This is a genomic window from Roseibium sp. AWQ4_290, from assembly GCF_056160985.1.
In genome coordinates, this window is the sequence record NZ_JBSWYG010000006.1 from 167,775 (window position 1) to 191,885 (window position 24,111).

Below are 24,111 nucleotides of genomic sequence, written 5' to 3' on the forward strand. Positions count from 1 at the left end.
GCGGGGCGCTCCTCCAAGACCGGTGAAAGCACGCCGCAATGAGCATTGCGTTCAAGGCCAATCGGCTGACCCCTTACATGTTTCTGGCGCCTGCAGGGATCATTCTGATCTTCGCGCTGCTCTATCCCATCGGATACATGATCTATGCGAGCTTTCTGGATTGGAGCCCGAGCCAGAGGATCGGACAGGCCGAGTTCATAGGGGTCCGCAACTATGTGAACCTTTTCGGCGATGGAGCCTTCCGGGAAAGTTTCTGGGTCACCATCCGGTTTGCAGCTGTTGTTGTGACGCTGGAAATGATCCTCGGGGTGGGCCTCGCCCTGCTTCTGGATCGCAATATCAAGGGCATGTCCCTGCTGCGGACAGTATTTATCCTGCCTATGATGATTGCGCCGATCGTTGTCGGTCTGATGTGGCGCTACATGTACCACCCGACAGTGGGTATTTTTAACCGTACCTTGAAGAGTTTTGGCCTTGACGGCATTCCCTGGCTGTCCGACAGCACCTGGTCCTTCATTGCAGTCGTAATTGCCGATGTCTGGCAATGGACGCCCTTCATTTTCATTCTCGCCCTTGCGGCCATGCAATCCCTGCCGCGCTCCGCGCTGGAGGCTGCGGAGATTGACGGGGCCAGCGAGTGGCAGAAAATCATTCTGATCAAATTGCCGCTGATGATGCCGGTTTTGATCGTCACCTTGCTGCTGCGCCTCATCGATGCCTTCAAGGTGCTGGAAGTGATCCTCGTGCTCACCAATGGCGGGCCGGGCCTGTCCACCGAAATCCTGGCCTTGAGAATTTTCCGGACCGCTCAGGAATTCCAGGATCTGGGGGAGGCGGCCGCCATGTCAAACCTGCTGTTGATGGTGCTGATGGCGCTGACCATTGGAATGTTTGCCTACAACCGGGTGCAGGAAGCCCGTCTCGCCCGGCAACGGGTTGCCGCTGAAAAGGACGAAAGCTAATGGCTGTCAGAAGCGAAAACCAAAATCCAGCTTTCTATGCCCTTTTAGCAGCTCTTGTGGTTATGAGTGTTGGCCCCATCGCCCTCATGCTTGCCACGTCTTTCAAGACAAATGTTGACGTCTATGATGCATCGGTCCCGGCCTTCTTCTTCTCGCCAACACTTAAGAACTACGAGACGGTTCTGTGCAATTTCCTGTGGTACGAACCGGCTCATGTCGACTATTGCGACCCGACCTTTGGGCGCGCGCTCGTCAACTCGCTGATTGTCGGTCTGATTTCTACCGGCCTGACCCTGACCATCGGCTGCATGGCGGCCTATGCCCTGGTGCGGTTCCGCTTTATGGGCCGGGGGGCGGTGTCCATGACAACGCTGTTGATGCGTATGGTGCCGCCTGCGGTGCTTCTGGTGCCGGTGTTCGGGATCTGGACGTTCCAGTTCGGCCTGGACCAGACCTATACGGGTCTCATCCTGATCTATACGGCCATGAACCTGCCCTTTGTGATCTGGATCCTTCAGAGTTTCATTGTGCAGGTCCCGATCCAGCTGGAAGAGGCGGCCCGGATGGACGGGGCCAATCCTTTCCAGGTGTTCTTCCTGGTCGTCCTTCCGATCATCAAGCCCGGTCTTGCGGCCGCAGCCATCTTCACTTTCCGCATCGCCTGGAACGAATTTTTGCTGGCCAATGCGTTGTCCGGCCGCTCGACACGCACCGTTCCGGTCACCATCGTCAATTCAATTACTGAATATGACATCAATTGGGGGGTGATCATGGCCACCGGGATGCTGCTGGCGATCCCACCGATCCTGTTCACCTTTGTTGCCTCGAAACAGATCATCACCGGCATGACGGCAGGAGCAGTCAAGGGATGATCCTGGAGTGGCTGCTCTCTCCGATGGACCCGGCAAGGCCCCATGATGTGGGGGCCATACTGTCGTGGCATGCCCGGGTTATGGTTATCGGATGGGGCATCCTGACACCTCTGGCGATCATGATCGCCCGTTTCTTCAAGGTCCTGCCGGGACAGGACTGGCCCCGTGAACTGGATAACAAAGTGTGGTGGCGGTGGCACTGGATGTCGCAGGCGCTGGTTCTCGTCCTGTCGGTCGTCGGATTGAGCCTGGTGCTCCTGTCACCTCAAAACAGCGGTTCGGCCATTCTGCACCGGGTTTTGGGATACGCCGTGCTGGGTCTGGCAGTTGTTCAGGCTGTGTCCGGTCTGTTCAGAGGCTCAAAAGGCGGCCCCACGGACCGGCGCCCTGATGGGTCTCTGCGCGGGGACCATTATGACATGACCCCGCATCGTCTCCTTTTTGAAGCCTTCCACAAGAGTTGCGGCTATATTGCCCTGGCGCTCGCCGTTTTGGTCATCTCAACCGGATTGTGGGAGGCGAACGCACCCAGGTGGATGGGGCTGAGCCTGGTCTTCTGGTGGCTGGGTCTGGTTGCGCTGTTCCTGTGCTTTCAGCGGCAGGGCAGGGCAGTTGGTACCTACCAGGCCATTTGGGGGCCAGGGCAGGAACATCCGGGAAACAGGATGGTGAAACGGGGAGAGGGCGGCAAACAGCCTGTCTTTCCGGATCAGTCTTATGAATGACGGGAGACATGATGTTTGGAGTGTTGGAAGGAACCGGTTTCGAGGTTATCGAGCCGGAATTCAAAGCCTGTTTTATCGGGCATGCGCGGGTGGAGCGCCTGTGGACCGGCGCGCGCTGGTCTGAGGGTCCGGCCTGGTTTCCCGCCGGACGGTATCTGGTCTGGTCGGACATTCCCAACAACCGCATGATGCGCTGGGACGAGACCGACGGGTCTGTTTCTGAGTTCCGCATCGGCTCAAACAATTCCAACGGCAATACGGTGGACACCCAGGGCCGTCTTGTCTCCTGTGAGCATTTGACCCGCCGGGTCACGAGGACCGAACATGACGGATCGGTATCTGTCATGGCCTCCCACTGGAACGGCAAGCGCCTGAACTCGCCAAATGATGTTGTGGTGAAGTCGGACGGGTCCATCTGGTTCACCGATCCGTCCTACGGCATCTTGATGGACTACGAGGGAGAGCGGGCCGAGAGCGAAATCGGTGCCTGCCATCTTTTTCGCGCCGACCCTGAAACGGGGGCTGTCGAGATGGTCATGGACGGCTTTTACAAGCCGAACGGTCTCGCCTTTTCGGCCGATGAAGAATGGCTCTTTGTCTCCGATACGGGGACAACCCATGATGCGGACGGGCCGGCTCATATCGAAAAGTTCAAGGTCGGCGCTGACGGAAAAAGCCTGACGGACCGGAGCCTTTTTGCGGCCTGCACCAAAGGCGTGTTTGACGGCTTCCGTCTGGACCGGGACGGCCGCATCTGGAGTTCTGCCGCTGATGGCGTGCATTGCCTCAACCAGGATGGGGTCCTGATCGGCAAGATCCACATTCCGGAGATTGTCGGCAATGTCTGTTTCGGCGGTCCGAAACTCAACCGGCTGTTCATTGCCGGCACGACGTCGCTCTATTCGGCCTTTCTCAATGTGAACGGTGTCAAATAACCGCACGGACAGGACGAGTCAGCTTGTTCGGAAAATGCAAAACGGCCACGGAGACAGGTCTCCGTGGCCGTTTGTATCTTGCCTGGATTTTGCCTCATGCGTTTGAAACTCTGACTTCAGAACGCGAAAGGCAAATTCAATGAAACGGGGTTTTCCCTAATACCCCTTGCCACGAAAGAGTTCGTGGATTGCGGTATCCAGAATGATCTTGAGGTCCAGCAAGGTTGAGCGGACCTCGATATATTTCAGATCATAGTGAAGCCGCATGGAAGCCGCATAGGCATCTTTTGTCTCGCCACGGAAACCGTGTACTTGCGCCAGACCGGTAATGCCGGGCCTGACCCTGTGACGGGACTGGTAGCGACGGTCAAACTCTTCGTAAGGCACGCCATTGGCGAGCATCCCGGGCACATGCGGCCGCGGGCCGACGAGCGACATTTCGCCTTTCAGAACGTTAAGGATCTGCGGCAGCTCGTCAAGATTGCTACGGCGCAAGAAACGCCCGACCGGGGTCACACGCGGGTCATCCTTCACGGTCTGCTGCACACCAGTCTGATCGCAATTGTCCGTGTACATGGAGCGGAACTTGTACGCGACAAAAGTTTTGCCGTGGAGACCGTGCCGCTTCTGGCGGAACAGGACGGGTCCTTTGCTGGTCACTTTTACGGCGAGCGCAATAAGAAGAAGAAGCGGCAAAAACAGAACAAGCGCAACCGAAGCCCCAATCAGGTCCAGTCCGCGTTTGACAATGTGAGAGCCATTTGAAGGATCTGCCGTCGCAAGGGAGCGATCCACGTCCGTGTTGTGAAAACCATAGACATCATCAGTCATTTCAAAAACTCTTATATTTTTCCCGCAATAACCCACGAAAACCGCAGGCGCTAATCAACTTCATCAATTCAATGCCCACTAAAAAAACTGTGGTCGCCATAAATCTGGTTAATGGGACGTTAAACGAAAGAGATATCCAATGCAACGCCAAAATTCAGGAAAAGTTGCACGGGAAATCAGATTAATTGCATTCATTCAGCCGCATAACGAATTGGAGTTGTTGGGATTTTTTTTACGACCAAAATATTGAGCGCATTGACCTTGAGGGCTCTTCCTTAAGGGTAAAAGCCATTCTTCTTGTGCGGTGCAAAATGCCTCTGTCAGGAAGACGCTCCAGACAGAGTGTGGAATCGGCAGCTTACACGGGTTGATAGGCTGTTCAGTCGGCGACGCCGCCCTGTGTTTGTTGGGAGTTGACCATCTGCTCTGTCCCGCAGCAAGTGTCCGGGCTTCATCACGCTAAGGGGGCCGATGCACAGACTGGCTATCTTTGAGGTGAGGCCCAAGCCATGCGCTTTGACGCAGATGCATCGCCGGCACCTAGGTGTCTGAAAGCCATCCAAACACTTGGTCAGGTTTACCAAAACCCTAAAACAGTCAATTAAATTTCGTGTTCTTGGGATTAAACAGGTATAGTCGCGCCGCGCTCCTGAGGATCTTCCGTTTGGGAAGGTGAAAAGGCCGGTTGTTCAGGGGGCTGGAAACCGCGAGCAGGGACCGCATCGGGCCGGAAGACCAGCATTTTGGTCGGCGGCTCGGGAAGACATTAAGTTTATTGATTGAGAGGCCAAATGATTGTCGAAGATACGGAACTGCCCGGCGTTTTTCTGATCACGCCGAGACGGTTCGGGGACGACCGGGGGTTTTTCTGCGAAAGCTGGAACCAGCAGGTTTTCGCGAAACATGGGATTGAGACTGACTTCGTTCAGGACAATCACTCGCTCAGCCGCCAGACAGGCACGGTGCGGGGGCTACATTTTCAAAGTCCGCCCCATGCCCAGGCCAAGCTGGTCAGATGCGGGCGGGGCCGGTTTTTCGATGTGGCGGTCGACATTCGGCGTGGCTCGCCAACCTATGGCAAATGGACGGGGGCGGAGTTGAGTTTTGAAAACGGCAAGCAGCTGTTTGTTCCCGAGGGCTTTCTGCACGGGTTCATGACCCTCGAGCCCGACAGTGAAATCATCTACAAGTGCTCCGATTTTTATGCACCCGACTGTGACGGAGCCGTGTGCTGGGACAGCTGCGGGATTGCCTGGCCGCTGAGGGGAATTGAGCCGGTCCTGTCTGAAAAAGACAAAGTTGCGACGCCGCTTGCGGACTTTCAGACCCCTTTTGAATATTGAGGATTTCCATGAAAATTCTTGTCACAGGTGGTGCAGGCTTCATCGGGTCGGCAGTCATCCGGCTTGCGGTCCAGCGCGGGCACAGCGTTGTGAACGTCGATGCGCTGACTTATGCTGCGTGCCTGGAGAACGTTGCACAGGTCGCAGACAATCCAGCCTATGCCTTTGAGCTGGCCGACATCCGGGAGCGGCAGGCGCTGCAACGCATTTTTGCAGAGCATCGACCCGATTCAGTGATGCACCTGGCTGCGGAAAGCCATGTTGACCGGTCCATTGACGGCCCGTCCGATTTCATCGAGACCAATATTGGCGGCACGTTCAACATGCTTGAGGCCGCCCGCCGCTACTGGGAGGATGCCGGCCGGCCGGAAACTTTCCGGTTTCATCACATTTCCACGGATGAGGTGTTCGGGTCACTAGGCGAAACGGGGCTGTTTCAGGAGACAACAGCCTATGATCCGCGCAGTCCCTATTCAGCGTCAAAGGCAGCGTCAGATCATTTGGTGCGCGCCTGGCACGAAACCTATGGCCTGCCGGTCATCGTCACGAATTGCTCCAACAATTACGGACCGTTCCATTTTCCGGAAAAACTGATCCCGGTTGTGATCTTGAACGCGCTCGCCGGCAAGCCGATTCCGGTCTATGGCAAGGGCGAGAACGTGCGCGACTGGCTCTATGTGGAAGACCACGCCGATGCGTTGTTGCTGGCCCTCATGAAGGGCACGCCCGGGCGCAGCTACAATATTGGCGGCGAGAACGAGCGGCGCAATATTGATCTGGTCAGGACCATTTGCACCCTGCTGGACCACAAACGGCCGAAACCGGAAGGGTCCTATGCTGATCAGATCACCTTTGTTGAGGACCGTCCGGGCCACGACCTGCGCTATGCGATTGATCCCGCCCGTATTCGGGACGAGCTGGGCTGGCGTCCGAGCGTCAGCGTGGAAGAGGGCCTGGAGCTGACGGTTCAATGGTATCTGGACAATGAGCCCTGGTGGCGGGCCTTGCAGGACCGCAAGGGGGTCGGCAAGCGTCTCGGAACCGCACCGGGTGCAAAGTCATGATTCTGGTCTTCGGATCGTCCGGGCAGGTAGCAAGCGAGTTGCGCAAGCTGCTGCCCGATGCCGCTTTTCTGGGCCGGGACGTTGTTGATCTCGCGGACATTGCATCAATCCGGCACATCATTTCCAGCAAGAACCCGGACGGCATACTCAATGCTGCGGCCTATACAGCCGTCGACAAGGCTGAGGAAGAAGAGGCGCTGGCGCTCAAGATCAATGGAGACGCACCCGCGGCGATGGCCGAGGCGGCCTGCGAGCTGGGTGTGCCCTTTGTCCATATTTCGACGGATTATGTCTTTGATGGCCAGGGGGAGACACCTTTTCCCCCCGAGGCCGTAACAGGCCCGCTTGGGGCTTACGGCAGAACCAAACTGGCAGGGGAGGTCGCGGTTCGCGCCTCAGGGGCCAACCATGCGATTTTGCGCACCAGCTGGGTGTTCTCCGCCCATGGTTCCAATTTTCTGAAAACCATGCTGCGCCTGTCCGAGAGCCGCGACCGGTTGACGGTTGTTGCGGACCAGATTGGCGGACCCACACCAGCAGCCGCCATTGCGGCCGCCTGCGTTGCAATACTGACCCAGCTCAAGACAGCGCCGGAGAAATCCGGCACGTACCACTTTTCAGGTGCTCCGGATGTGAGCTGGGCAGCGTTTGCCAGGGAGATTTTTGCACAAGCAGACCGTCCGGTTGAGGTGGAAGATATTCCGGCCTCAGCCTATCCGACGCCTGCCAGGCGCCCGGCCAATTCCCGGCTGGAATGCAGTTCCCTTTCGGTATTCGGTCTTGAACGTCCGGACTGGCGGTCCGGGATCACAGAGGTTTTGAAAGACTTGGGGGATATGTCATGACCAAGCGCAAGGGCATTATCCTGGCCGGCGGGTCAGGCACCAGACTGTTTCCGCTGACCATGGCCGTGTCGAAGCAGCTGATGCCGATCTACGACAAGCCGATGATCTACTATCCGTTGTCCGTCTTGATGCTGACCGGCATCCGGGAGATTGCAATCATCACCACACCGGCAGATCAGCCCCAATTCAAGCGGTTGCTGGGCGATGGCAGCCAATGGGGCATGCGCTTTGAATATATTGAACAGCCGTCGCCCGATGGTCTTGCACAGGCGTATCTGCTGGCGGAAGCGTTTTTGAACGCTGCCCCCTCCACCATGGTGCTTGGAGACAATATCTTCTTCGGCCACGGCTTGCCCGAAGTGCTGCTTGCTGCGGACAATCGCGAGTCTGGCGGAACGGTGTTCGGCTATCATGTGGCCGATCCGGAGCGCTACGGCGTCGTGAAATTCAACCAGGATGGGCTTGCCGAGGAAATCATCGAAAAGCCCGCCGTGCCCCCATCCAACTATGCGGTGACGGGGCTTTATTTTCTGGATGGGGACGCTCCCCGTAGGGCCCGGGATGTCAGGCCGTCCTCCCGGGGCGAACTGGAAATCGTGACCTTGCTGGAAATGTATCTGCGCGAAGGCTCCTTGAATGTGGAGCGGATGGGGCGCGGTTATGCCTGGCTGGACACGGGCACGCATCAATCGCTTCTGGATGCGGGCAACTTTGTCAGAACCCTGTCTGTCCGCCAGGGCATGCAATCCGGGTGCCCGGAGGAAATCGCGTTCAACAATGGCTGGATCGATCAGGAAAAACTGCTGGAACATGCCAAGCTGTTTGGCAAGACGGATTATGGAAAATATCTTGCATCCTTGGTGTGAACAGCTTGACTAAATCACGAACAAATTAGAACCGACCTCTAACATCTTTGAATCTAACTCTCTTCATGAAACCAGATTTGGTCACAGCGCGTGACGAGATTGCATTTCTTTGACATCGGGGCCTTTGGAATGAAGTTATTTTACCATCACGTCACAACGAACTTCGGGGACTACCTGAACAGTTGGCTGTGGCCCGCTCTCATTCCCGAATTGCTCGACAGGAAAGATGACAACGTTCTTGTGGGGATTGGATCGCTCCTGTCCCATGGCCTGAATGTCGTTCCGGGCAACAAGGTCGTCTTTGGGACCGGTTCCGGATACGGAAATCTGCCGTCAAAGGCAGATGTCGCTGCGTGGGATTTCTTTGCCGTGCGCGGGCCGCTGACGGCCCGGTTCCTGGGGCTGGATCCGGAGCTCGCCATCACCGATGGCGCCTGGCTGATCGACAACATCCCGCGCTGGGCAGAGTTTTCGCCCGAACGCAAGGGAACCGTCTTCATCCCCCATTGGGAGAGTGCCTTTTATGGAAACTGGGAAGGCGCCTGCGCGCGTTCAGACGTAACGTTTGTGGACCCTCTGGATACCTGCGAAACAGTCTTCTCGGCCCTGGCCGGTGCGGACCTGGCCATTGTGGAATCGCTGCATGGGGCCATCATTGCCGACTATTTCCGCACCCCCTGGATTCCTGTGGCTTCACCCTCCAGGGTGCTGAAATTCAAATGGCTGGACTGGTGCATGTCCCTCGACTTGCCCTATGAACCCTTTGCGCTGCCTGCGTCTGATTATCTGGATGCGGTGTTTCAGAAACGGCCAACCGGTTTCGGCGACCGGCCCCTTGAGCGCATCCAGGTGCCAAATGACACATTCGATGTGCGCACCAGCCCGCCGCCCCGGTCCAACCCCGGTGCGCTCGCAAGGGCGAAGAAGAAGGTCAAACTTGCGCTTCGCGACGCGAGGACCAGCTTGGTCGGTGGTGTGAATGTGGCGCGCAGGACCGGCCTCATGAACAGCCTGAACGCGAAAAGAGCGGACTCCGTTGCGCACTATTTCAACAAGGTCAAGGCAGAGCGGCCTTACCTGAGCGCGGAGGCGAAACGGGCGGAGCGGCTGGAACAGCTGAGCGCGGCTTTGCACTCCCTGAAGGTCAAATATGGAGGGTGAGCCAACGGCGTGAACGAGCCGGATCTTGCCGGGCCTGCTAGCGGTAAGTGTGGAAATGTGCTGCACATATGTAGCCTGAGCGTGTGCAGCAGACGTGAGTACGGGCTTTGTGTTCTGAGTTAAGAAGCCCAGAGAATGAGATCTTTTCCGGAGTGTGTTTTTAGCGGAAAGGTTCCGGACCGGCGGATTGCAAACGGAAAGACATTTAGAGCCCATGAGTGATACCAAAACCGATTATTCGATCGTTATTGCGACGCGGAACAGAGCCAAAGCTCTGGAATTGAGCTTGCCCTTGATGCTCACCCAAAGCCGTCCGCCCTCTCAGCTGATCATTATCGACTCTAGTGACAATCCGGAGGAAAGCCGGTCGGTTGCGCAAGCCTGTGCCGAGAAGTTCAATTTTGAGATCGAGTTTCATGTCAGCGAGCCAGGCACCAGCAAGCAGCGCAATATTGGTCTGGCACTGGTGAGGCATGAGATCGTGCTGTTTCCTGATGATGATTCCCTGCTGTTTGACGGCGCCATGGAAGAGATCCTGGCCGTCTATGAGCGGGACACGGACGGGATCGTCGGTGGGGTCTGCAGCGCTGAAGCGACAAAGCTGCCGGAGGCCCTGAAGGAACTGGCCCAGGAAAGCTATTCGCAAAATCAGGAAGACAGGCTGCGCAAAACGGTAGCCCGCCTGCGTTATTATCTGGAAAGAAATGTCTTCAAGAACCCCTTCATTGTTCTGGCCCGGCAGAAAATGGAAGCGCTACCGTCCCCTGAGTGGCTGGGTGAGTATGATGCGGTCCGGGTGGAATGGCAGAGCGGTTTTCGCATGTCGTTCCGCACATCTGTCATCCGCTCGATCCTGTTTGACGAAACCCTGGGCCGGTACGCGGCCCATGAGGACGTGGATGCCAGTTTGGGGGTTCTGGACAGCTGTCTGCTGATCGGGGCGCGGCGCGCGCAGATCTATCATTACAAGTCCCCGGAACGCCGGGACAATGGTTACACGATGGGCGTTATCCTGATCCTGAACATGGCGTATGTTCTGGCAAAACGCTCAGATCTTAGCTGGGGACTGAAATTCACCTTTCAAATGTTCACCTTGTACAAACTGGTTTTGTATCTGAGCGGCTTGAAAACCGAGTTCGGTCGTGAACGATTTAAAGGGGCGTTTGCTGCCTTGAGATTTTCTTCCCGGCTGTTCAGGGCGGACCGGAAAGACCTGGAAGTGGTCTATTTGGACATCCGTAAATCGCTGGGTCTGGGCATTTGATACCCATCGCAATTGATGATGCCCTATTTGATGTCCCAATTCCGTTCAACGGCCAAGCGCGGTCAAATAGGTCCTCATCAATTGCACTCGGTATGACACCAATCTCATCAGAAGAGGGCTATCAGGTGAGCTTTGTTTCATGCGCTCAAGAGGGCGTTTCCGGCGTCTTGATCAATCTTCCGGCTGTTGACGCCTTGATGAAAGCTGCCTCTGGCTACTGCGTCTGGTGTCCTGCTTTGACACAGACCTTTCACCTGAGCGGTTGAAAGGGTAGCGCGGCCTTGCTTGAGCATTCTTCACCGGGCGGCGGGGACCCGCTTTGGATCCGGTTTCGTCATCATCCGTCTCATCAGCCGTTTTTTCAACCGCAATGTCCTGATTGGTGAAGAACCACGCGCAGGCGCCGAACATGAACACAACCATCGCATAAGTTGCGTTCCAGTAATGAACTGTCCAGCCTGACAGGAAAATTCCGACAAGACAGAACATCATCGCCCGGCGCTGAATGAGGACATTCTTGTCCACGATCTTGGCGCGGGATGTCCGGATAGCGTTATAGGCAAAGGCGATGATCAGCGCGAAGCCGGCCGGCATGCCATATTGAAGGCTAGGCACGATCCAGAACATGTCGGCACTGGAAGAATAGACAAACCATGGCCGCTCATATTCTTCATAGCCGATGCCAAACAGCGGATGATTGACGATCGACTGGGTACCATAGCGCCAGATGAAGACCCGGTTATAGGCCGAGTGCGGACTGAAGGCGAAATAGGTGATGAAGACCTGCGGGGGCGAACGCGTCGACAAAAGATCAATGGTGACCCAAAGCGCTGCGATCCCTGCAAGCATATATTGCCAGCGTTTGACGATGTGACGGGTGACCATGTCATAGCCGATCAGCAGGAGCTGACCCGACATGCCGGTCAGAGGGCCGGAGGACAGGGACAGGGCCGCGGTGACAAACACCGCGAAAGCTCGAATATATCGCTGGAACGCTGACTGGACATTGTAGCGGTAATAGAAGGCGAGACTGATGCCCATGCTGCAAAACACCCCAAACAGAATGGGGTGTTCGAAGGGGCCTTGAACGCGGTCCAGGCCCCAGCGTTGATCCGTGATGGCAATTCCATAGGTCCGTCCAATTGTCCGGAAGATCTCAATGGGAAGAACGCGGCCGGTCACAGTTTCGAAAAGAGCAAATGGAGTTAGAAACAAAATGATGAAAATCAGCCATTTGCAAAGCTGATTGAAGCGTTCGGGGGTGCAGATCAGAACGCGGGCGATGAAATAGGCGCCAATCGTCTCAATCGCGATCATACCACCGGCTTCAATCGAGCGGTCCGTGCCGTAAAGGACTGTGAGCGAGAGCGTGGTCCATATGGGATAAAACAGAATGAGAAAGTCGGACGGGAGTTTTTTGTAGCGCTTGTTGGTGAGCCAGATGATGACAGCGGGAACCAGCCCCAGCAACAGGAAGAGCCGGTAAGGGGACAGACGCAGCGGCCCGACGAAGAAAAACATCGGGATGGCAAGGGAAATCAGGAAAAGCGGAATGAAGATGGACGTTGGCTTCATGATACTATGCCCGCCGGAACGTGCCGATTAGATTGCTGATAAAATCGCGTGCACCAAGGGATCTTGCGTTTTTGAGGATCGAAAACCCCTTATAGGCTGGCCGCCATCCGGTTTTGAAAAAAAGTCCGAGCAAGCGGGCCAGCAGGGCCTGGGACCTGCGGGTCTGGCCCGGCTGGATTGTCAAAAGAGTGTCGATGTCAAAAGAGGCGAGGGCGACTTCACCGGCTGCAACGGCCTCGTGGAGGAGAGCCTGTCCCCGCTTTGTGCGTGCCATGACAAGGCTGGTGCCTTCCCCATCCTCAAAAAGGGGATAGCCATCCTTGTCCGAGTGCCAGGCATCTGCGCAGACAAGATCCGCTGCGCCGCCGGTTCCATCGGGACAGACCTTGCAGCGGAACTGAACAAAGGACGACAGAACCTTGCCCCAACTGTCATGATAGCTCATGGATTCGACAGTCCCGTCATGGCGCGTGGCCTTGGCATAGCCGGGCCAGCCATCGCCCCGATACTGGAAATTGTTAAGGTCCTCTTCTGCGACATTCAATTTCTTCAACACCGCAAGAGATCCCCTCCGGCTCGGAACCCCGGCGCAAAAGAAGGACATCAGGAAAGGCACTTTGCTGTCGACCCGCTTGTCTACGCGGGCAAGGGCACGCAAGGCAGCAATGTCACAGGGCTTGGCGACGACGGCGAAGCGCTTGTCACCCGAAAGATAGGCGTCAATTTCCGACAGAGGTGCGGAAGGCGCATAGCGGGAGCCTGCGGACCGGTAGATGTCTTTGAATGTCTCGGCAACATGCGTCTTGTTGGAAATCGGATCCTCATCACTATCCCGGATCGTGAGGATGAAATCGACCTGGCCGGTTTTCACAAGGTGATGTGCGACCGCTGACAGCACGGCGCCGGAAGAGCCGTGGTATCGCAGGTCTTCATTGGTTGCCCAGCCTGTATGAACCTCTTCAAATGGACCCCAGATCGGATGGTGGTTGCTGCCCGTCATGGACCGGGAAACGGTCACGCCAGGACAGGCTGCTTCCAGCTTTCTTTCACTGCCCAGCGAGAGAGGTCCAGTTTGATGAGGGCGCAGATACCCTTGGCCGTCAAGCTGCATCTGGACAGCCCCCCCGGAAACACCAGCGCACAATCCGCAGCCGGCGCACAGATTGGCGTCCATGACTTTTTTCAACACCGGGGATCTGAAAGAGGTCATCTTCTGCTAGCCCCGGACTTTTCCGATCTCGGCAATCAACCGGTCCTGATACGTCTTCAGGCGGGCATCCGCCTTTGCAAAGGCGTCTTGGACCTCAGCCTTGAGCACCGCCCGGTCCCGGTAGCCGCTGACGACGGAGGCAACAATCTGCTCTTCACTTTCAGTCCGGCAGTCAGTCGTGCGGGCATAACCGAGGGTTCCAAACAGGCCTTCAAACTTGCGGCTATAGGCCATGGGCACCACAGGAACACCGGAAGAAAAAGCTGCAATGCACGCATGCATGCGGGCTCCGGCGAAGAAGTCCAGGCTTGAAATATAGCTCTTTGCGTCAGAGGGGCTCTTGAAGCGCGGGGCAAGGACCGTTCCCGTAAACTCCTGGCTCAGTGCCTCGGCCACGCGGAAATCATCTTCAACGGGCAGAATATCGGAATTGACATGTCCGACAAAATGGATCTCCGGCTTGCTGTCATCTTCCAGTAGGGCTCGGACGATCTTCCGCACAACGCTTGGGTAGTCGGCCTTGAGGTCAAACATGTTTTTGCCGGTATAGCCGCCATTGAAGAGAAGTCCAGAGACATTGAGGCCAATGCTCGGCCGTCCCCCCTTCGGGTAGGCGCTGGCATCATAGGGCAGGCGCATCGCCACATCCGTGGACTCGATGGCCTTGTCGCCAAGCTGGAGCGGTGCAATGAACTCACTGGAGAGACGGTCCCGGGTTGTCACAAGCGCGGCCCGTTTCATGAACAGGCTGGCCACAACATGGGCCCAGCGTGCCTTGAAAGGCCCAATGGTCTGGGGGCCGAAAATGAGTGGTTTTCCGGCCAGAAGGACAGCGAGCTTGCCGAGAAAGTTCTTGTTGATGCGTCCGGCGCCATAGATATCGGCGAAACTGTCGCCTGCGCTGATATCAATGACCAGATCACAGGCCCGTATTGCCGAATGCAATTTTGAAGGCATCACAAGATCGCGCGTCCGGAGCGATACAACCTCCACATTATCGCCCTCGATATAGCAGGGGCCCGGGTCACGCCATCCGAGAACCTTGAAGCGGGGCTCAAGGCCCAGCGGCGCACAGAGCGTTTCAATAATGGCGATATTGGATGCCGTGAGGGCGCCCACGCCCAGATTGTCCGAATTCGCCGAGTGCCACAAAAGGCCGATTGTCAAAATGCTCATAAGATCTCGCTGGGAATGATTAAGGGCGCAATTAGGATGAGAATGGAATTATCGTTCGCTAAGTGATCTTGTACGTTTTTGCCGGTTGTCTGCAACGCAATGGCGATAATCGCCAGACTGAACTTTATGATACCTTCTTCGCGTTGTGAAAATGTTGCTGTGCCCATTTTTCAATTTTTGCGGCCTGTTCCACGCCCAGACGCTCAAGCAGCAAATGTTTTTGCTCCAGAAGCTGTCTTAGGGGCAGGCGCCACCATTTTGACGCTTCGAGGTGGGCAATCGTCGCCTCGTCAAATCTCATTTTCAGCGGTTTTGCTGGAACGCCGCCAACGATCGTGTATGGGGGGACGTCCTTGGTGACGACGGCACCTGCTGCGACGATTGCACCATTGCCGATGGATTTACAGCCGGACAGGATCGTCACCCGGTCGCCGATCCACACGTCATTGCCAATGGTGAGCGGGTTGTCCGTGTCGGACTGGATGGAATCCTTTTCCAGAAAGCCTAGTTTGTGATTGTAGAAATAAGGGTGCTGCGTCAGCCGTTCGGCAGGATGATCCCGCCGACGTACAATCAGTTCCTGTCCGACGGAACACCAGGCGCCCACGCGGGTTCCGCGCGGCAACCGTCCGAAACCAAGAATATCGCCATAGCTGTGAAGCCCCACTTCGACATCCAGATAGTGCTGCAGGATCGCCCGGTGGGTTGCCGAAACCATGGGCGGGCCTTCCATCCGGTAAAGCAGCTTGGAGCAAAGGTTTCTCAAACGCCGGTAGCGCCAGAGGCGCAAAAGGAGCCGGTTTGGCTCCGAACGGTCCGCATGCAGCGCTTTTTCGGTGAAGTTAGGAGCCATTTGTCTTCCTTTTCAGCGAGAGCCGGCCACGGTACCGCTCCCAGACAGTCTCTCCAAGATAGCGTCTGCCAGCATGCAGAGACCACGTCAGACAGAGGAAGGCCAGGACGGGCAGGCACAGAAAGACGTGAAGATTGTTAAGAAGATCCGCAGTAGGCGGGAACAACAGGGCATCTGCGATCGCGAGCGTCAGAACCGCGAGAAATGCTGCAAGCGGCACAAGGGCGTTCCGCAGCCGAAGCAAGTTTTTCCGGTTCGAATAGACCAGCGCAAAACCTATGGCAAGGATTTCTCCCAGAATGTTGCAGAACAGAAGCGCGTTCACGCCATACCCGCTGACCAGCGTGGCATAGCCGCAGGGCAGGGCGACAACTCGAATGAGCGAGGTGTAGAGGACCAATTTGGTATTGGCGCGCGCGATCCAGGTGATGACAATCCCAGCCCGGAGAAGGCGCAGCGCTTGTGCACAACTAAAAATCACCAAAATCGACAGGGCTGGCTCATATTTCGTGCCGAACACCGGGATCAGGACGGCGGGTCCGAAGAAGGCAACCCCAAGCACCATACCCGCAGCGAGAAACAGCATGCCTTCGATAGTGATCTGGGCCTGATCCAGAAATGCAGGATTGTCCGTCTGCCGTTTGGCCAGCTCAGGCAGTGTCAGGGTTTGATAGGTGTTGGCAAGATTGAGACTGGGGGTGGCAACCAGCAGAAAGGCGACGGAATACCAGCCCAGGACTTCAGGTCCCATCTGATTGCCAATCAGGAGGCGGTCCCCTTGAAAGATCAAGAACATCAGGATGTTGCTGCCCAACAGGGGCAGGCCGAAAGAGAACGCTTGCTTTAAGACAGCCAAGTCCCAGTCCAGCCGGTAGCGGCGTGTTGCCAGAATGTGAGAGACCAGGGTATAGGACGCTTGCTGCAGGATGATTGCCCACAACATGATCCGGTAATCGTCGAACACCAGAGACAGTCCGAGGGCCGAAACAAGCGACACGAACGCCGGCACTGCAGTCGCAATTGCAATACCGGAGAACTTCATGCCTCGTTGTTCGCGGACAATGTCGAAATGCGACAATCCTCTCAGCAACGGGCACAGGGCAATGACCTGATAGGCCCAGGCCGCCTGGGGAACCTGCATGAAGGCTGCAAAAGGATGGGCAATGGCGAAAAGAAGCGCCGCGTTCAACAGACCGCGCAACACCTGGAGGGTTTGCAGATTGCCCTGAAACTCTTCGCTGTCGCCTTCCTGCGCCTGAACGAGCAGCCGTCCATGCGAGACATTCGTCACCATCTCGATCAGTGAGAATGTCAACGCAAATGTTGCTGCGATGCCGAAGTCTTCAACGGAAATCAGCCGTGCAATCAGGATATTGCGCACGAACGGAATGACCGCGGCGGCCCCGTTGCCAGCAAACAGATATGCGACTTGTCTAATCATTATTCGCTTTGCCGCTGCCCTCGCTGATCTGGACGCAAAACCGGCTCACACTTCTGCCGGATTTGCTTTCGATAGAGGGCGTGCAAGGCACAGGAGTTTGAGTGTGCAGCATTCGGTCAAGCCCGGTCTGTAAGGTTGTTGTCCAGCGGAGCTGTCGTGTGGGCAAGGAGGGGGCGCCCGAGGAAATTCCGTTCCAGCCAGTCGCCCGCCTCAAAGGCAAACGCAGACGCGTAATTTGACGCGGAAAACCCTCCCGGCTGCAGGAGGCGTTTGGTTCTCTGAACGACTTTGTGAAGAAGGGTGAGGGGAGACTGCACTGACGTAGGTTTGGCGCGGTTCACCTCGACCTGCGTGGAATTTGCACTTTGAAGCCGGTACAGCGCGGCAAAATAGTCGATTGCTTTGAACTTACGTCCCGCAGACTGCATATTGTCAAAAGGCAGGAGATGGCTGCCCAACTCCGGAATGATCAGCGATGTACCGCAGATCTTGTGAAAAGGCACCAGCTCTTTCATCTGCCGGGTGCCTGAAATCCAAGAATAGCCTTTTCGAATGAAGCGTGCGGTTTCAGGATCACCGTCGAGCACAGTCTGGACGAGATGTCTGTAGATGAGATCGTCATCGTCACAAATCATGACATAGTCTTCCGGAGCCAAAGACATGAAACCGGCACGCACGCGGTGCCCCTTGTCGAAGCGGACAGACTGATAGACGGCCTTGGGAGATGAGGCTGTCTGAATGGTCTCATTCGGCGGAAAATCAACATTAATCCGCTGGACGAAGCTGGGCCGCTCTGGCAGGTCCTGTTCGTGATTGCAAACGATGTTGACGACAAATTTCGGCATCGACTGGTCAGAGAAAGAATAGAACAATTCTTCCATGGCTGCGTATTGCTCGTCGGCATTGCGCACATTTTTTGGATGTCTGACGGGTACTACGAAATGAAACTCAGTCATGAAGAAACACTTTTTACAATAGCAAAAACGTCAGTTTGAAGTCTGGAGACGGTTATCAGGTCCCGGCATCGGCCACAATTCGCTTTGTTAAAAAAGTTGACGCCACTGCAATGCGTCGAAGCAAACCGGTGCCTTTTGATCCGTTGAGGTTGGCGGAAGCACATGATCATGCCGCTTGTGTTACCAGGACGCTGTCATAGATCTTGATCAATTCCTCGGCCTTTTTCTCCCAAAGGGCTTTGCTCAGCACCTTTGTCCGGGCGGCCGTTCCCAGCCGGTGCCCGTAATCCGGATCAAGCGCGAGTTTGCGGATCGCTTCCGCCAGATCGCTTGCAAGCTGGGCCGGAGTGTCGACATCCACCTGAAGCCCGCAGGTGTCATCGACAATGCTGCCAGGGCCGCCAATGCGGGTGGTGATGATGGGAAGGCTCCAGCGCATCGCCTCATAAAGAACCGCCCCCATACTTTCGCGAAAACTCGGAAAGATCAGGGCATCAGCCGTTTTATAGTGGTGTTCAACCGCGTCGCGCGGGAGGCGTCCGGCGAAGGTGATCCGGTCCTGAACCCCGAGCTGTTCAGCTTCTGCCCGGCAGGCGGGCAGGTCGTCGCCATCGCCAACACAGACCAGCTTGACGCCGGGCAGGTCCTTGAGCTGGGCCAGCGCCCGGATCGTATCGCGCAGCCCTTTTGTACGCGTGGTCCGGCCAACGCTCAAAAGGGTCAGTTCACCGGCCTTACGGGACCGCATGACGGGGGGAGGGACTGTGTCGAGGCCGATCGTCAGGAAAGGTTCAAACCGGCGGATGGGCGCAGAAGACAGGACTTCCTGCATATAAGGCGCAACGCCCAGAACGAGGGCAGCCTTGCGATAGCTTTCCCGAAGCCAGGGGTCGAAACGGAACCGCACAGGATCAAGAACCCTGAGCTTGGTGGATAGTTTTTCCGTGCCGGCTTCCTCCCGGAACGCTTTGGGGGTTGGCAAGGCGCCGCCCAAGGAACCGATCACATAGGGGATCTGGAAGAAGCGCAGAGCCGTCGGATATCGTGGGGCTGCAGGCAGCATCTGATGGGCGATGTCGAACGTCCGCCCGTTGGCTACTTCCTTGCTGAGCCAAGCCTTCACACATTTGGACAGATAGAAGACATGCGGTTTAAGCATGGTCCGGACGAAGCGGTTTTTGCCCGTCCAGGCTGGCTCCGGCCAGGTGATGACGTCGGCATCAGGCAGTTGCTGCGCCAGGGGAGGCCCGTTCGGTGCTTCGAGCGCCAGGACGGTGAGGTTGGCATGGGCACACATGGCTTTCACCAGATGGTGAGCGAGAGGTCCTTCGCCGACATCGTGCAGGCTCAGATGCGGTGCCACGACAAGCACCTTCAATTTGTCGTCATGTCCCATGAAGCGGCCCGGATGAAGCTGGAGGGAATACGGTCAGATACTCTTTGGCATTTCAGCAACCACTTTGCGGAAGTGGTGGGCACGGTCCTGCGCTGCGGTTTTGCGGGTCAGTGCGCCTATGAGGCTCCAGTAAAGATACCGGCTGCCATTAAAGAGCATCAGGATCGTCCAGGCGCCAAAGCGGCTCGCCTTGCCGTAGTGTTTGCGGTGCAGGCGGATCGTGGCGTCCGTCAGCATGACGTCGCGTTTGAAGTTCAGCTTGCGTGCCGAGCCGCCGCCCAAATGGGTGATCTCTCCGACAGGTGCACAATGGACGCGCCAGCCGGCTTTCCGGAACCGTACGCACCAATCCACTTCTTCTCCGAAAAAGTAAAAATCCTCATCCAGAACCCCGACCTGGTCCATGGCGCTCCTTCGTACGGCCATGTAACAGCCCGCGACAACCTCAACATCGCGTGCGTCGCGCCGGTCCCAATTGAGCATCCGGTAGCGGTCGAAAAAGGGCACGCCTTTGAAACGCCACAGACCCGATGACAGAATGACCAGATTGATAAGGGAGGGAAACCGGCTGGTATTTGGCTGCATGGTGCCGTCTGGATTGAGAACACGGCAGCCAAGCACAGCAATATCGGGATGCGCGTCGAGATACCGGACCGTTTCCGGCAACACGGTTCCGTGGACAAGTGTGTCAGAATTTAAAAGGAGGATATGCCGTCCGGCAGCTTTGGCGAAACCCTGATTGTTCGCAGCTGCGAACCCCCGGTTCTCGCTATTGCGGATCAAGACGGCATCCGGGAATTCCTGTTCAACCATATCCGGTGAACCGTCGGAAGAAGCGTTGTCGATTACGATGACTTCCGCGGCCAAATCGCCCAGCCCCTGAAATGTGCTCTTCAGGCAATCCCGCAGCATGTCGATGGTATTCCAATTGACGATCACAATGGACAGATCCATTCGGAAAACTCACTTTTTAAAAAACAGCGCACTCCTTATCATGCGAAAGGTCGCATGGCTATCAATTGGTTATCGCTTCGTTAACAGCCTGCGGCCGCAGCCATTCGGAAGAAACGCGAATTTTGATTGCATTGCTCGATTTCTTACTGGAGAAATATTCACATGAGAGTTTAGGGCCTGAATGCGAAAATTTTTCTGTGAACGGTCAAGAAATTTTCAAAAGGGGTTGATAGTATGCTCGGAATAAAAAAGAGCAAGTTAGGGTCGTCTCTGCGTCAATTGTTTTTGGTTGCTTTTGGTGTAATTTCTCTGGTTTGCATAAATGTTGTGAGTGCTTATTCATTTTATTTGCCGGTGGTAGGTAGTGATAATAGAGTAGAAAATCGCAATTCCTTAATTTATACGCAGAGAAAACATGGTGAATTATTGCATGATTCACAAAAAATAGCGTTAAGGGAATATTGCGGAAATGCGGTTCTACAAGGTAATACAGAGTTATTTAAACTTTGCATCAATAGTCACTCCAGTATTAAACCGGCAATCAACAGCGGCTTGGTAGGTTCCTCTCAGCACGGTCATTATGAGAGGCAAACAATGTCCGGAACTACGCTTGACGCAACATCGGAATCCACGACGACCTACCGGGTCTCGAACTCTGAAGAGCTGCAGGAAGCTCTCGCAAAGGCAAATGGCGGCGAAACGATCCTCCTGGAAGGCGGAGATTGGGGCGGTCTGGGGCTGAGTGATTTCAACCCGGCATCAACAGTCACAATCAAGTCTGCTGACCCTGACAATCCCGCTTCGGTATCTGCGCTTTATGTCGGCAATTCCTCGAATGTTGTGCTGGATAGCATCACCTTCGACTATGACTATAAAGAAGGCGATCCGAATTACGTAAAACCCTTCAAGGTCCTCAATTCGGAAAACATCACGATTTCGAATTCCGTATTTGACGGCGACAATGCGTCCGGCACCGGCACGAAGGCGGATGGATACGGCAATGCTTTCGGTCTGTTCGTCGACGATTCGACGGGCATCACGCTGACAAACACGGAAATGTACGATTTCTACCGCGGTGCGGTATTCGTCGAGACGGACGGGTTGACCGTCACGAACAACGATGTGCACAACATGGCCAGTGACGGGCTGGACTTTGCCGAGGTCACGGATGTGCTCATTGAGGGCAATCACCTCCATGATTTTGACGCCCATCCGGACACCAAGTCCCATCTGGACATGATCCAGTTCTGGACGAGCGGTACGGATGAGCCGACGAAGAACGTTGTCATTCAGAACAACATTCTGGATCAGGCGGACGGCAACCCGACCCAGTCTATTTTCATCCGCAATGAGGTTGTGGATTCGCTGGGCGGCGGTGAGGACATGTACTACCAGAACCTCACGATCCAGAACAATCTGATCATCAACAGCCACCTGCACGGGATCACTGTTGGGGAAACGGATGGCCTTGTGATTGCCAACAACACTCTGGTCAGCAAGGAGGACACCCCGTCGTCGATCGAGGTTCCGGCGATCAATATCAGGCAATCTGCCGTGAATGTGACGGTCACGGACAACATCACGGAAACGAAAATCAGCCTGAATGAAGACACTCAAGTCGCCAGCGACAATACGGTCATTCAAACAAACAATCCTTACGGTGAAAATTACGCTGGCGATGTCTTCGCGAACTACTTCTCCGATACGATGTCTTTGAAAGACCTTGTGGTTGTCTCGGATGAGTTGTCTGACTCAGCGGGTGCGGACCTGTCCGGCGTTGGTTTTGATGGCTTTGTGTCTGCGGATGTTGGAACCGGGCGTGAAGCCAATTCGGTGAGCTATCAGCTGGAAGATTACCAGACGGATGGTGCAACATCGGTTGAGTGGACCTTCTCCGACGGCGGGACTGCGTCGGGTGCGGCGGTGGAGCACGCCTTCTCGGGCTATGGCAAGCAGTCCGCGACTGCGACCATCACCTACGAGAGTGGGGAGCAGGTGGTCCTCGAAAAGTCGGTCATCCTGGAATCCCCCAATTACCTTGATCTTGACATTTCGGGTGGCGTCGCTGTCGACAACACTTCCGAAGCCAACACGATTTCCCTCGGGGAGAACGTCGCGGTGGAAACGATCGATGGTCAAGAGGGACTGGTCCTCAACGGCGATAAGGTCAAGGTGGGTGCGAGCCAGGATTTCTTTGTGAATTCCAAATACTCGGTTTCCTTTGACATCGCGTTCAATTCGGAAACCGGCGCCGGCGGCCGTGTGCTGAATTTCAGCTCCAGCTTCGTTGTCTTCATGACTCCGACATCTTTGAACGTAGCCTTGACCACCGATCAAGGCAGCACCTGGATCAAGTCGTCCTTCCCGCAACTGACGGCTGATGAGTGGAACGACGTGACCTTCACATTCAACGGGGAAACCGGTGTCGCAGCTGTTTATCTCAATGGGGAGCTTCTGAAAGAGGTGACCGGACTTGAAGGACAGGTGCAGATTGGCAGCACCAGCCATAGTCTGCTTCTGGGAGATCCTTACAGCGACAAGGATCTCGGTGTGGCCATTTCCGACCTGTCCTTTGTCGGTTATGACCTTACCAAAGAAGAAGTGGCCTCCGGCGTCACAGTCCTGGCAGAGAGCGATCTGGGTGGCGATAGCGGCGGATCCGATACGGGGGACAATACGAGCGGGGATGTCACGGACGACAACGAAATTCCTGTTATCGACGAGGACGACCGCACTGAAAACGGTGAGTTCGGAACCGACGGCAATGATACGATGTTTGCCGGCAGCTCTGACGGTCAATATGTCGACGGCAAGGCTGGCGATGATGTGATTGCGACCTATGGCGGTGATGACATTGTGGTCGGTGGTGCAGGAGCAGACACGCTGATCGCAGGGAGCGGTAACGATACAATCATCGTTGATTACGACGACAAGCGTATCGATGGCGGTGAAGGCTTCGACAAGCTGCAGTTTGACGAAAGCCTGGATCAGGTGGATATGCGCCTTCTCAGTGCCTATGTTCAAGGGGTTGAAGGCATTGATATCGACAATGATGCAGATCAGCAGCTCATTGTTGATCACGGCGATGCCGGCAAGCTGGACTCATCTGACGGTCTGTTCATCTTTGCCAACCAGGGCGACACCGTTGTCATCGATGACAGCGAGAGCTTCCTTTCGGTGCGCTACGATGGGCAGATGGAAATCGACGGCGACATGTTCAATGTGCTGATTTCCACCCGCTACAAGGAAGACCGTGTCTTTTACGTCGATGCGGATGCAAGCGTTTATGATGCTGACGGGCATTTGCTGACCCCCCTGGACAGCGACATGATCATCTGACCGTTTCCGCCCGGAGCGGCGGGGGCTTATAGAATGCGGAGGCAAGGCAGACGCTTTGCCTCCGTTTTTTTGCAGGCCGAACCGGGTCTTTTGTTCTCGGTCTCCTTCAGCTGTTCGGGCGCCCCGTTGGAAAAGGCCTCACTGACAGGACATAGCAGTGGTGATTCTGGCGCGATTCCGTGGCTATTCTGCGATAACAGGAGGGTGGGGCGGTGGCTGGAAACTATTTCCGTGTGTATCTCTCCTATGCGTCTCCCGCACGTAGGTCCTTTGTTTTTGGCTAAAAATCGGGTCTTCCACTGGTCTGATTACCTCCGGCTCACGGATATCAAGTTTTCCAATA

Annotated in this window: 19 protein-coding genes and 1 pseudogene; 11 read left to right on the forward strand and 9 right to left on the reverse strand. The window is 55.8% G+C overall.

The features are described from left to right. The first annotated feature begins 38 nt into the window (after window positions 1-38). Genes ACXAH0_RS08225 through ACXAH0_RS08240 form a run of 4 tightly spaced genes read left to right on the forward strand, consistent with a single transcriptional unit; the run spans window position 39 to window position 3,494 of the window. A complete protein-coding gene (locus ACXAH0_RS08225) occupies window positions 39-962 on the forward strand; it encodes a carbohydrate ABC transporter permease (protein ID WP_475184354.1) in 924 nt (307 codons plus the stop codon). Next, on the forward strand, window positions 962-1,834 hold the full coding sequence (locus ACXAH0_RS08230; protein WP_475184350.1) for a carbohydrate ABC transporter permease: 873 nt from the start codon (window positions 962-964) through the stop codon (window positions 1,832-1,834). Before ACXAH0_RS08225 ends, ACXAH0_RS08230 begins: the two co-directional genes overlap by 1 nt. Beyond that, window positions 1,831-2,559, forward strand: coding sequence for a cytochrome b561 domain-containing protein (locus ACXAH0_RS08235; protein ID WP_475184349.1), 729 nt, complete (start codon window positions 1,831-1,833; stop codon window positions 2,557-2,559). Before ACXAH0_RS08230 ends, ACXAH0_RS08235 begins: the two co-directional genes overlap by 4 nt. 11 nt (window positions 2,560-2,570) lie before the next feature. Continuing rightward, on the forward strand, window positions 2,571-3,494 hold the full coding sequence (locus tag ACXAH0_RS08240) for an SMP-30/gluconolactonase/LRE family protein (RefSeq protein ID WP_475190217.1): 924 nt from the start codon (window positions 2,571-2,573) through the stop codon (window positions 3,492-3,494). Between the two features lie 156 nt (window positions 3,495-3,650). On the opposite strand, the gene ACXAH0_RS08245 is transcribed toward ACXAH0_RS08240, so the two are convergent. Then, window positions 3,651-4,325, reverse strand: coding sequence for a sugar transferase (locus tag ACXAH0_RS08245; RefSeq protein WP_475184345.1), 675 nt, complete (start codon window positions 4,323-4,325; stop codon window positions 3,651-3,653). 791 nt (window positions 4,326-5,116) lie between these two features. On the opposite strand from ACXAH0_RS08245, the gene rfbC reads away from it, so the two are divergent. The 6 genes from rfbC to ACXAH0_RS08275 all read left to right on the forward strand — a co-directional run bounded on the left by rfbC (window position 5,117) and on the right by ACXAH0_RS08275 (window position 10,868). Next, window positions 5,117-5,668 carry a dTDP-4-dehydrorhamnose 3,5-epimerase gene (rfbC, locus tag ACXAH0_RS08250; RefSeq protein WP_475190218.1) on the forward strand — a complete coding sequence of 184 codons (552 nt, stop codon included), beginning with the start codon at window positions 5,117-5,119 and terminating at the stop codon, window positions 5,666-5,668. Between the two features lie 8 nt (window positions 5,669-5,676). Continuing rightward, entirely contained in the window at window positions 5,677-6,732 is a 1,056-nt protein-coding gene (rfbB, locus tag ACXAH0_RS08255) for a dTDP-glucose 4,6-dehydratase (protein ID WP_475190220.1), read from the forward strand. Continuing rightward, the gene (rfbD, locus tag ACXAH0_RS08260) at window positions 6,729-7,577 is read left to right on the forward strand and encodes a dTDP-4-dehydrorhamnose reductase (protein WP_475184340.1); all 849 of its coding nucleotides are present in this window, start codon (window positions 6,729-6,731) and stop codon (window positions 7,575-7,577) included. Before rfbB ends, rfbD begins: the two co-directional genes overlap by 4 nt. After that, window positions 7,574-8,443: a glucose-1-phosphate thymidylyltransferase RfbA gene (gene rfbA / locus ACXAH0_RS08265; protein ID WP_475190222.1), complete on the forward strand. Its 870-nt coding sequence runs from the start codon at window positions 7,574-7,576 to the stop codon at window positions 8,441-8,443. Before rfbD ends, rfbA begins: the two co-directional genes overlap by 4 nt. Window positions 8,444-8,572: 129 nt before the next feature. Beyond that, on the forward strand, window positions 8,573-9,604 hold the full coding sequence (locus ACXAH0_RS08270) for a glycosyltransferase family protein (RefSeq protein ID WP_475190224.1): 1,032 nt from the start codon (window positions 8,573-8,575) through the stop codon (window positions 9,602-9,604). Between the two features lie 214 nt (window positions 9,605-9,818). Further along, window positions 9,819-10,868: a glycosyltransferase family A protein gene (locus ACXAH0_RS08275; protein ID WP_475184334.1), complete on the forward strand. Its 1,050-nt coding sequence runs from the start codon at window positions 9,819-9,821 to the stop codon at window positions 10,866-10,868. 171 nt (window positions 10,869-11,039) lie between these two features. On the opposite strand, the gene ACXAH0_RS08280 is transcribed toward ACXAH0_RS08275, so the two are convergent. The 8 genes and pseudogenes from ACXAH0_RS08280 to ACXAH0_RS08315 all read right to left on the reverse strand — a co-directional run bounded on the left by ACXAH0_RS08280 (window position 11,040) and on the right by ACXAH0_RS08315 (window position 20,429). Continuing rightward, complete coding sequence (locus ACXAH0_RS08280) at window positions 11,040-12,443, reverse strand: O-antigen ligase family protein (protein WP_475190225.1); 1,404 nt, start codon at window positions 12,441-12,443, stop codon at window positions 11,040-11,042. A gap of 4 nt (window positions 12,444-12,447) precedes the next feature. Next, a complete protein-coding gene (locus ACXAH0_RS08285) occupies window positions 12,448-13,461 on the reverse strand; it encodes a Coenzyme F420 hydrogenase/dehydrogenase, beta subunit C-terminal domain (protein WP_475190227.1) in 1,014 nt (337 codons plus the stop codon). Window positions 13,462-13,659: 198 nt separating this feature from the next. Then, window positions 13,660-14,829, reverse strand: a complete 1,170-nt coding sequence (locus tag ACXAH0_RS08290; protein ID WP_475184326.1) for a polysaccharide pyruvyl transferase family protein — start codon at window positions 14,827-14,829, stop codon at window positions 13,660-13,662. Between the two features lie 309 nt (window positions 14,830-15,138). Further along, a pseudogene (locus ACXAH0_RS08295) lies at window positions 15,139-15,286 on the reverse strand (chloramphenicol acetyltransferase); the annotation flags it as partial. A gap of 385 nt (window positions 15,287-15,671) precedes the next feature. Next, a complete protein-coding gene (locus ACXAH0_RS08300; RefSeq protein WP_475184325.1) occupies window positions 15,672-17,123 on the reverse strand; it encodes an oligosaccharide flippase family protein in 1,452 nt (483 codons plus the stop codon). A 116-nt stretch (window positions 17,124-17,239) separates the two neighbouring features. After that, the gene (locus ACXAH0_RS08305; protein WP_475190229.1) at window positions 17,240-18,079 is read right to left on the reverse strand and encodes a hypothetical protein; all 840 of its coding nucleotides are present in this window, start codon (window positions 18,077-18,079) and stop codon (window positions 17,240-17,242) included. Between the two features lie 166 nt (window positions 18,080-18,245). Further along, window positions 18,246-19,475 carry a glycosyltransferase family 4 protein gene (locus ACXAH0_RS08310; protein ID WP_475184319.1) on the reverse strand — a complete coding sequence of 410 codons (1,230 nt, stop codon included), beginning with the start codon at window positions 19,473-19,475 and terminating at the stop codon, window positions 18,246-18,248. A 33-nt stretch (window positions 19,476-19,508) separates the two neighbouring features. Then, the gene (locus tag ACXAH0_RS08315; protein WP_475184316.1) at window positions 19,509-20,429 is read right to left on the reverse strand and encodes a glycosyltransferase family 2 protein; all 921 of its coding nucleotides are present in this window, start codon (window positions 20,427-20,429) and stop codon (window positions 19,509-19,511) included. Between the two features lie 594 nt (window positions 20,430-21,023). Here ACXAH0_RS08315 and ACXAH0_RS08320 point away from each other — a divergent pair. Continuing rightward, window positions 21,024-23,768: a right-handed parallel beta-helix repeat-containing protein gene (locus tag ACXAH0_RS08320; protein ID WP_475190232.1), complete on the forward strand. Its 2,745-nt coding sequence runs from the start codon at window positions 21,024-21,026 to the stop codon at window positions 23,766-23,768. The last annotated feature ends 343 nt before the right edge of the window (window positions 23,769-24,111 follow it).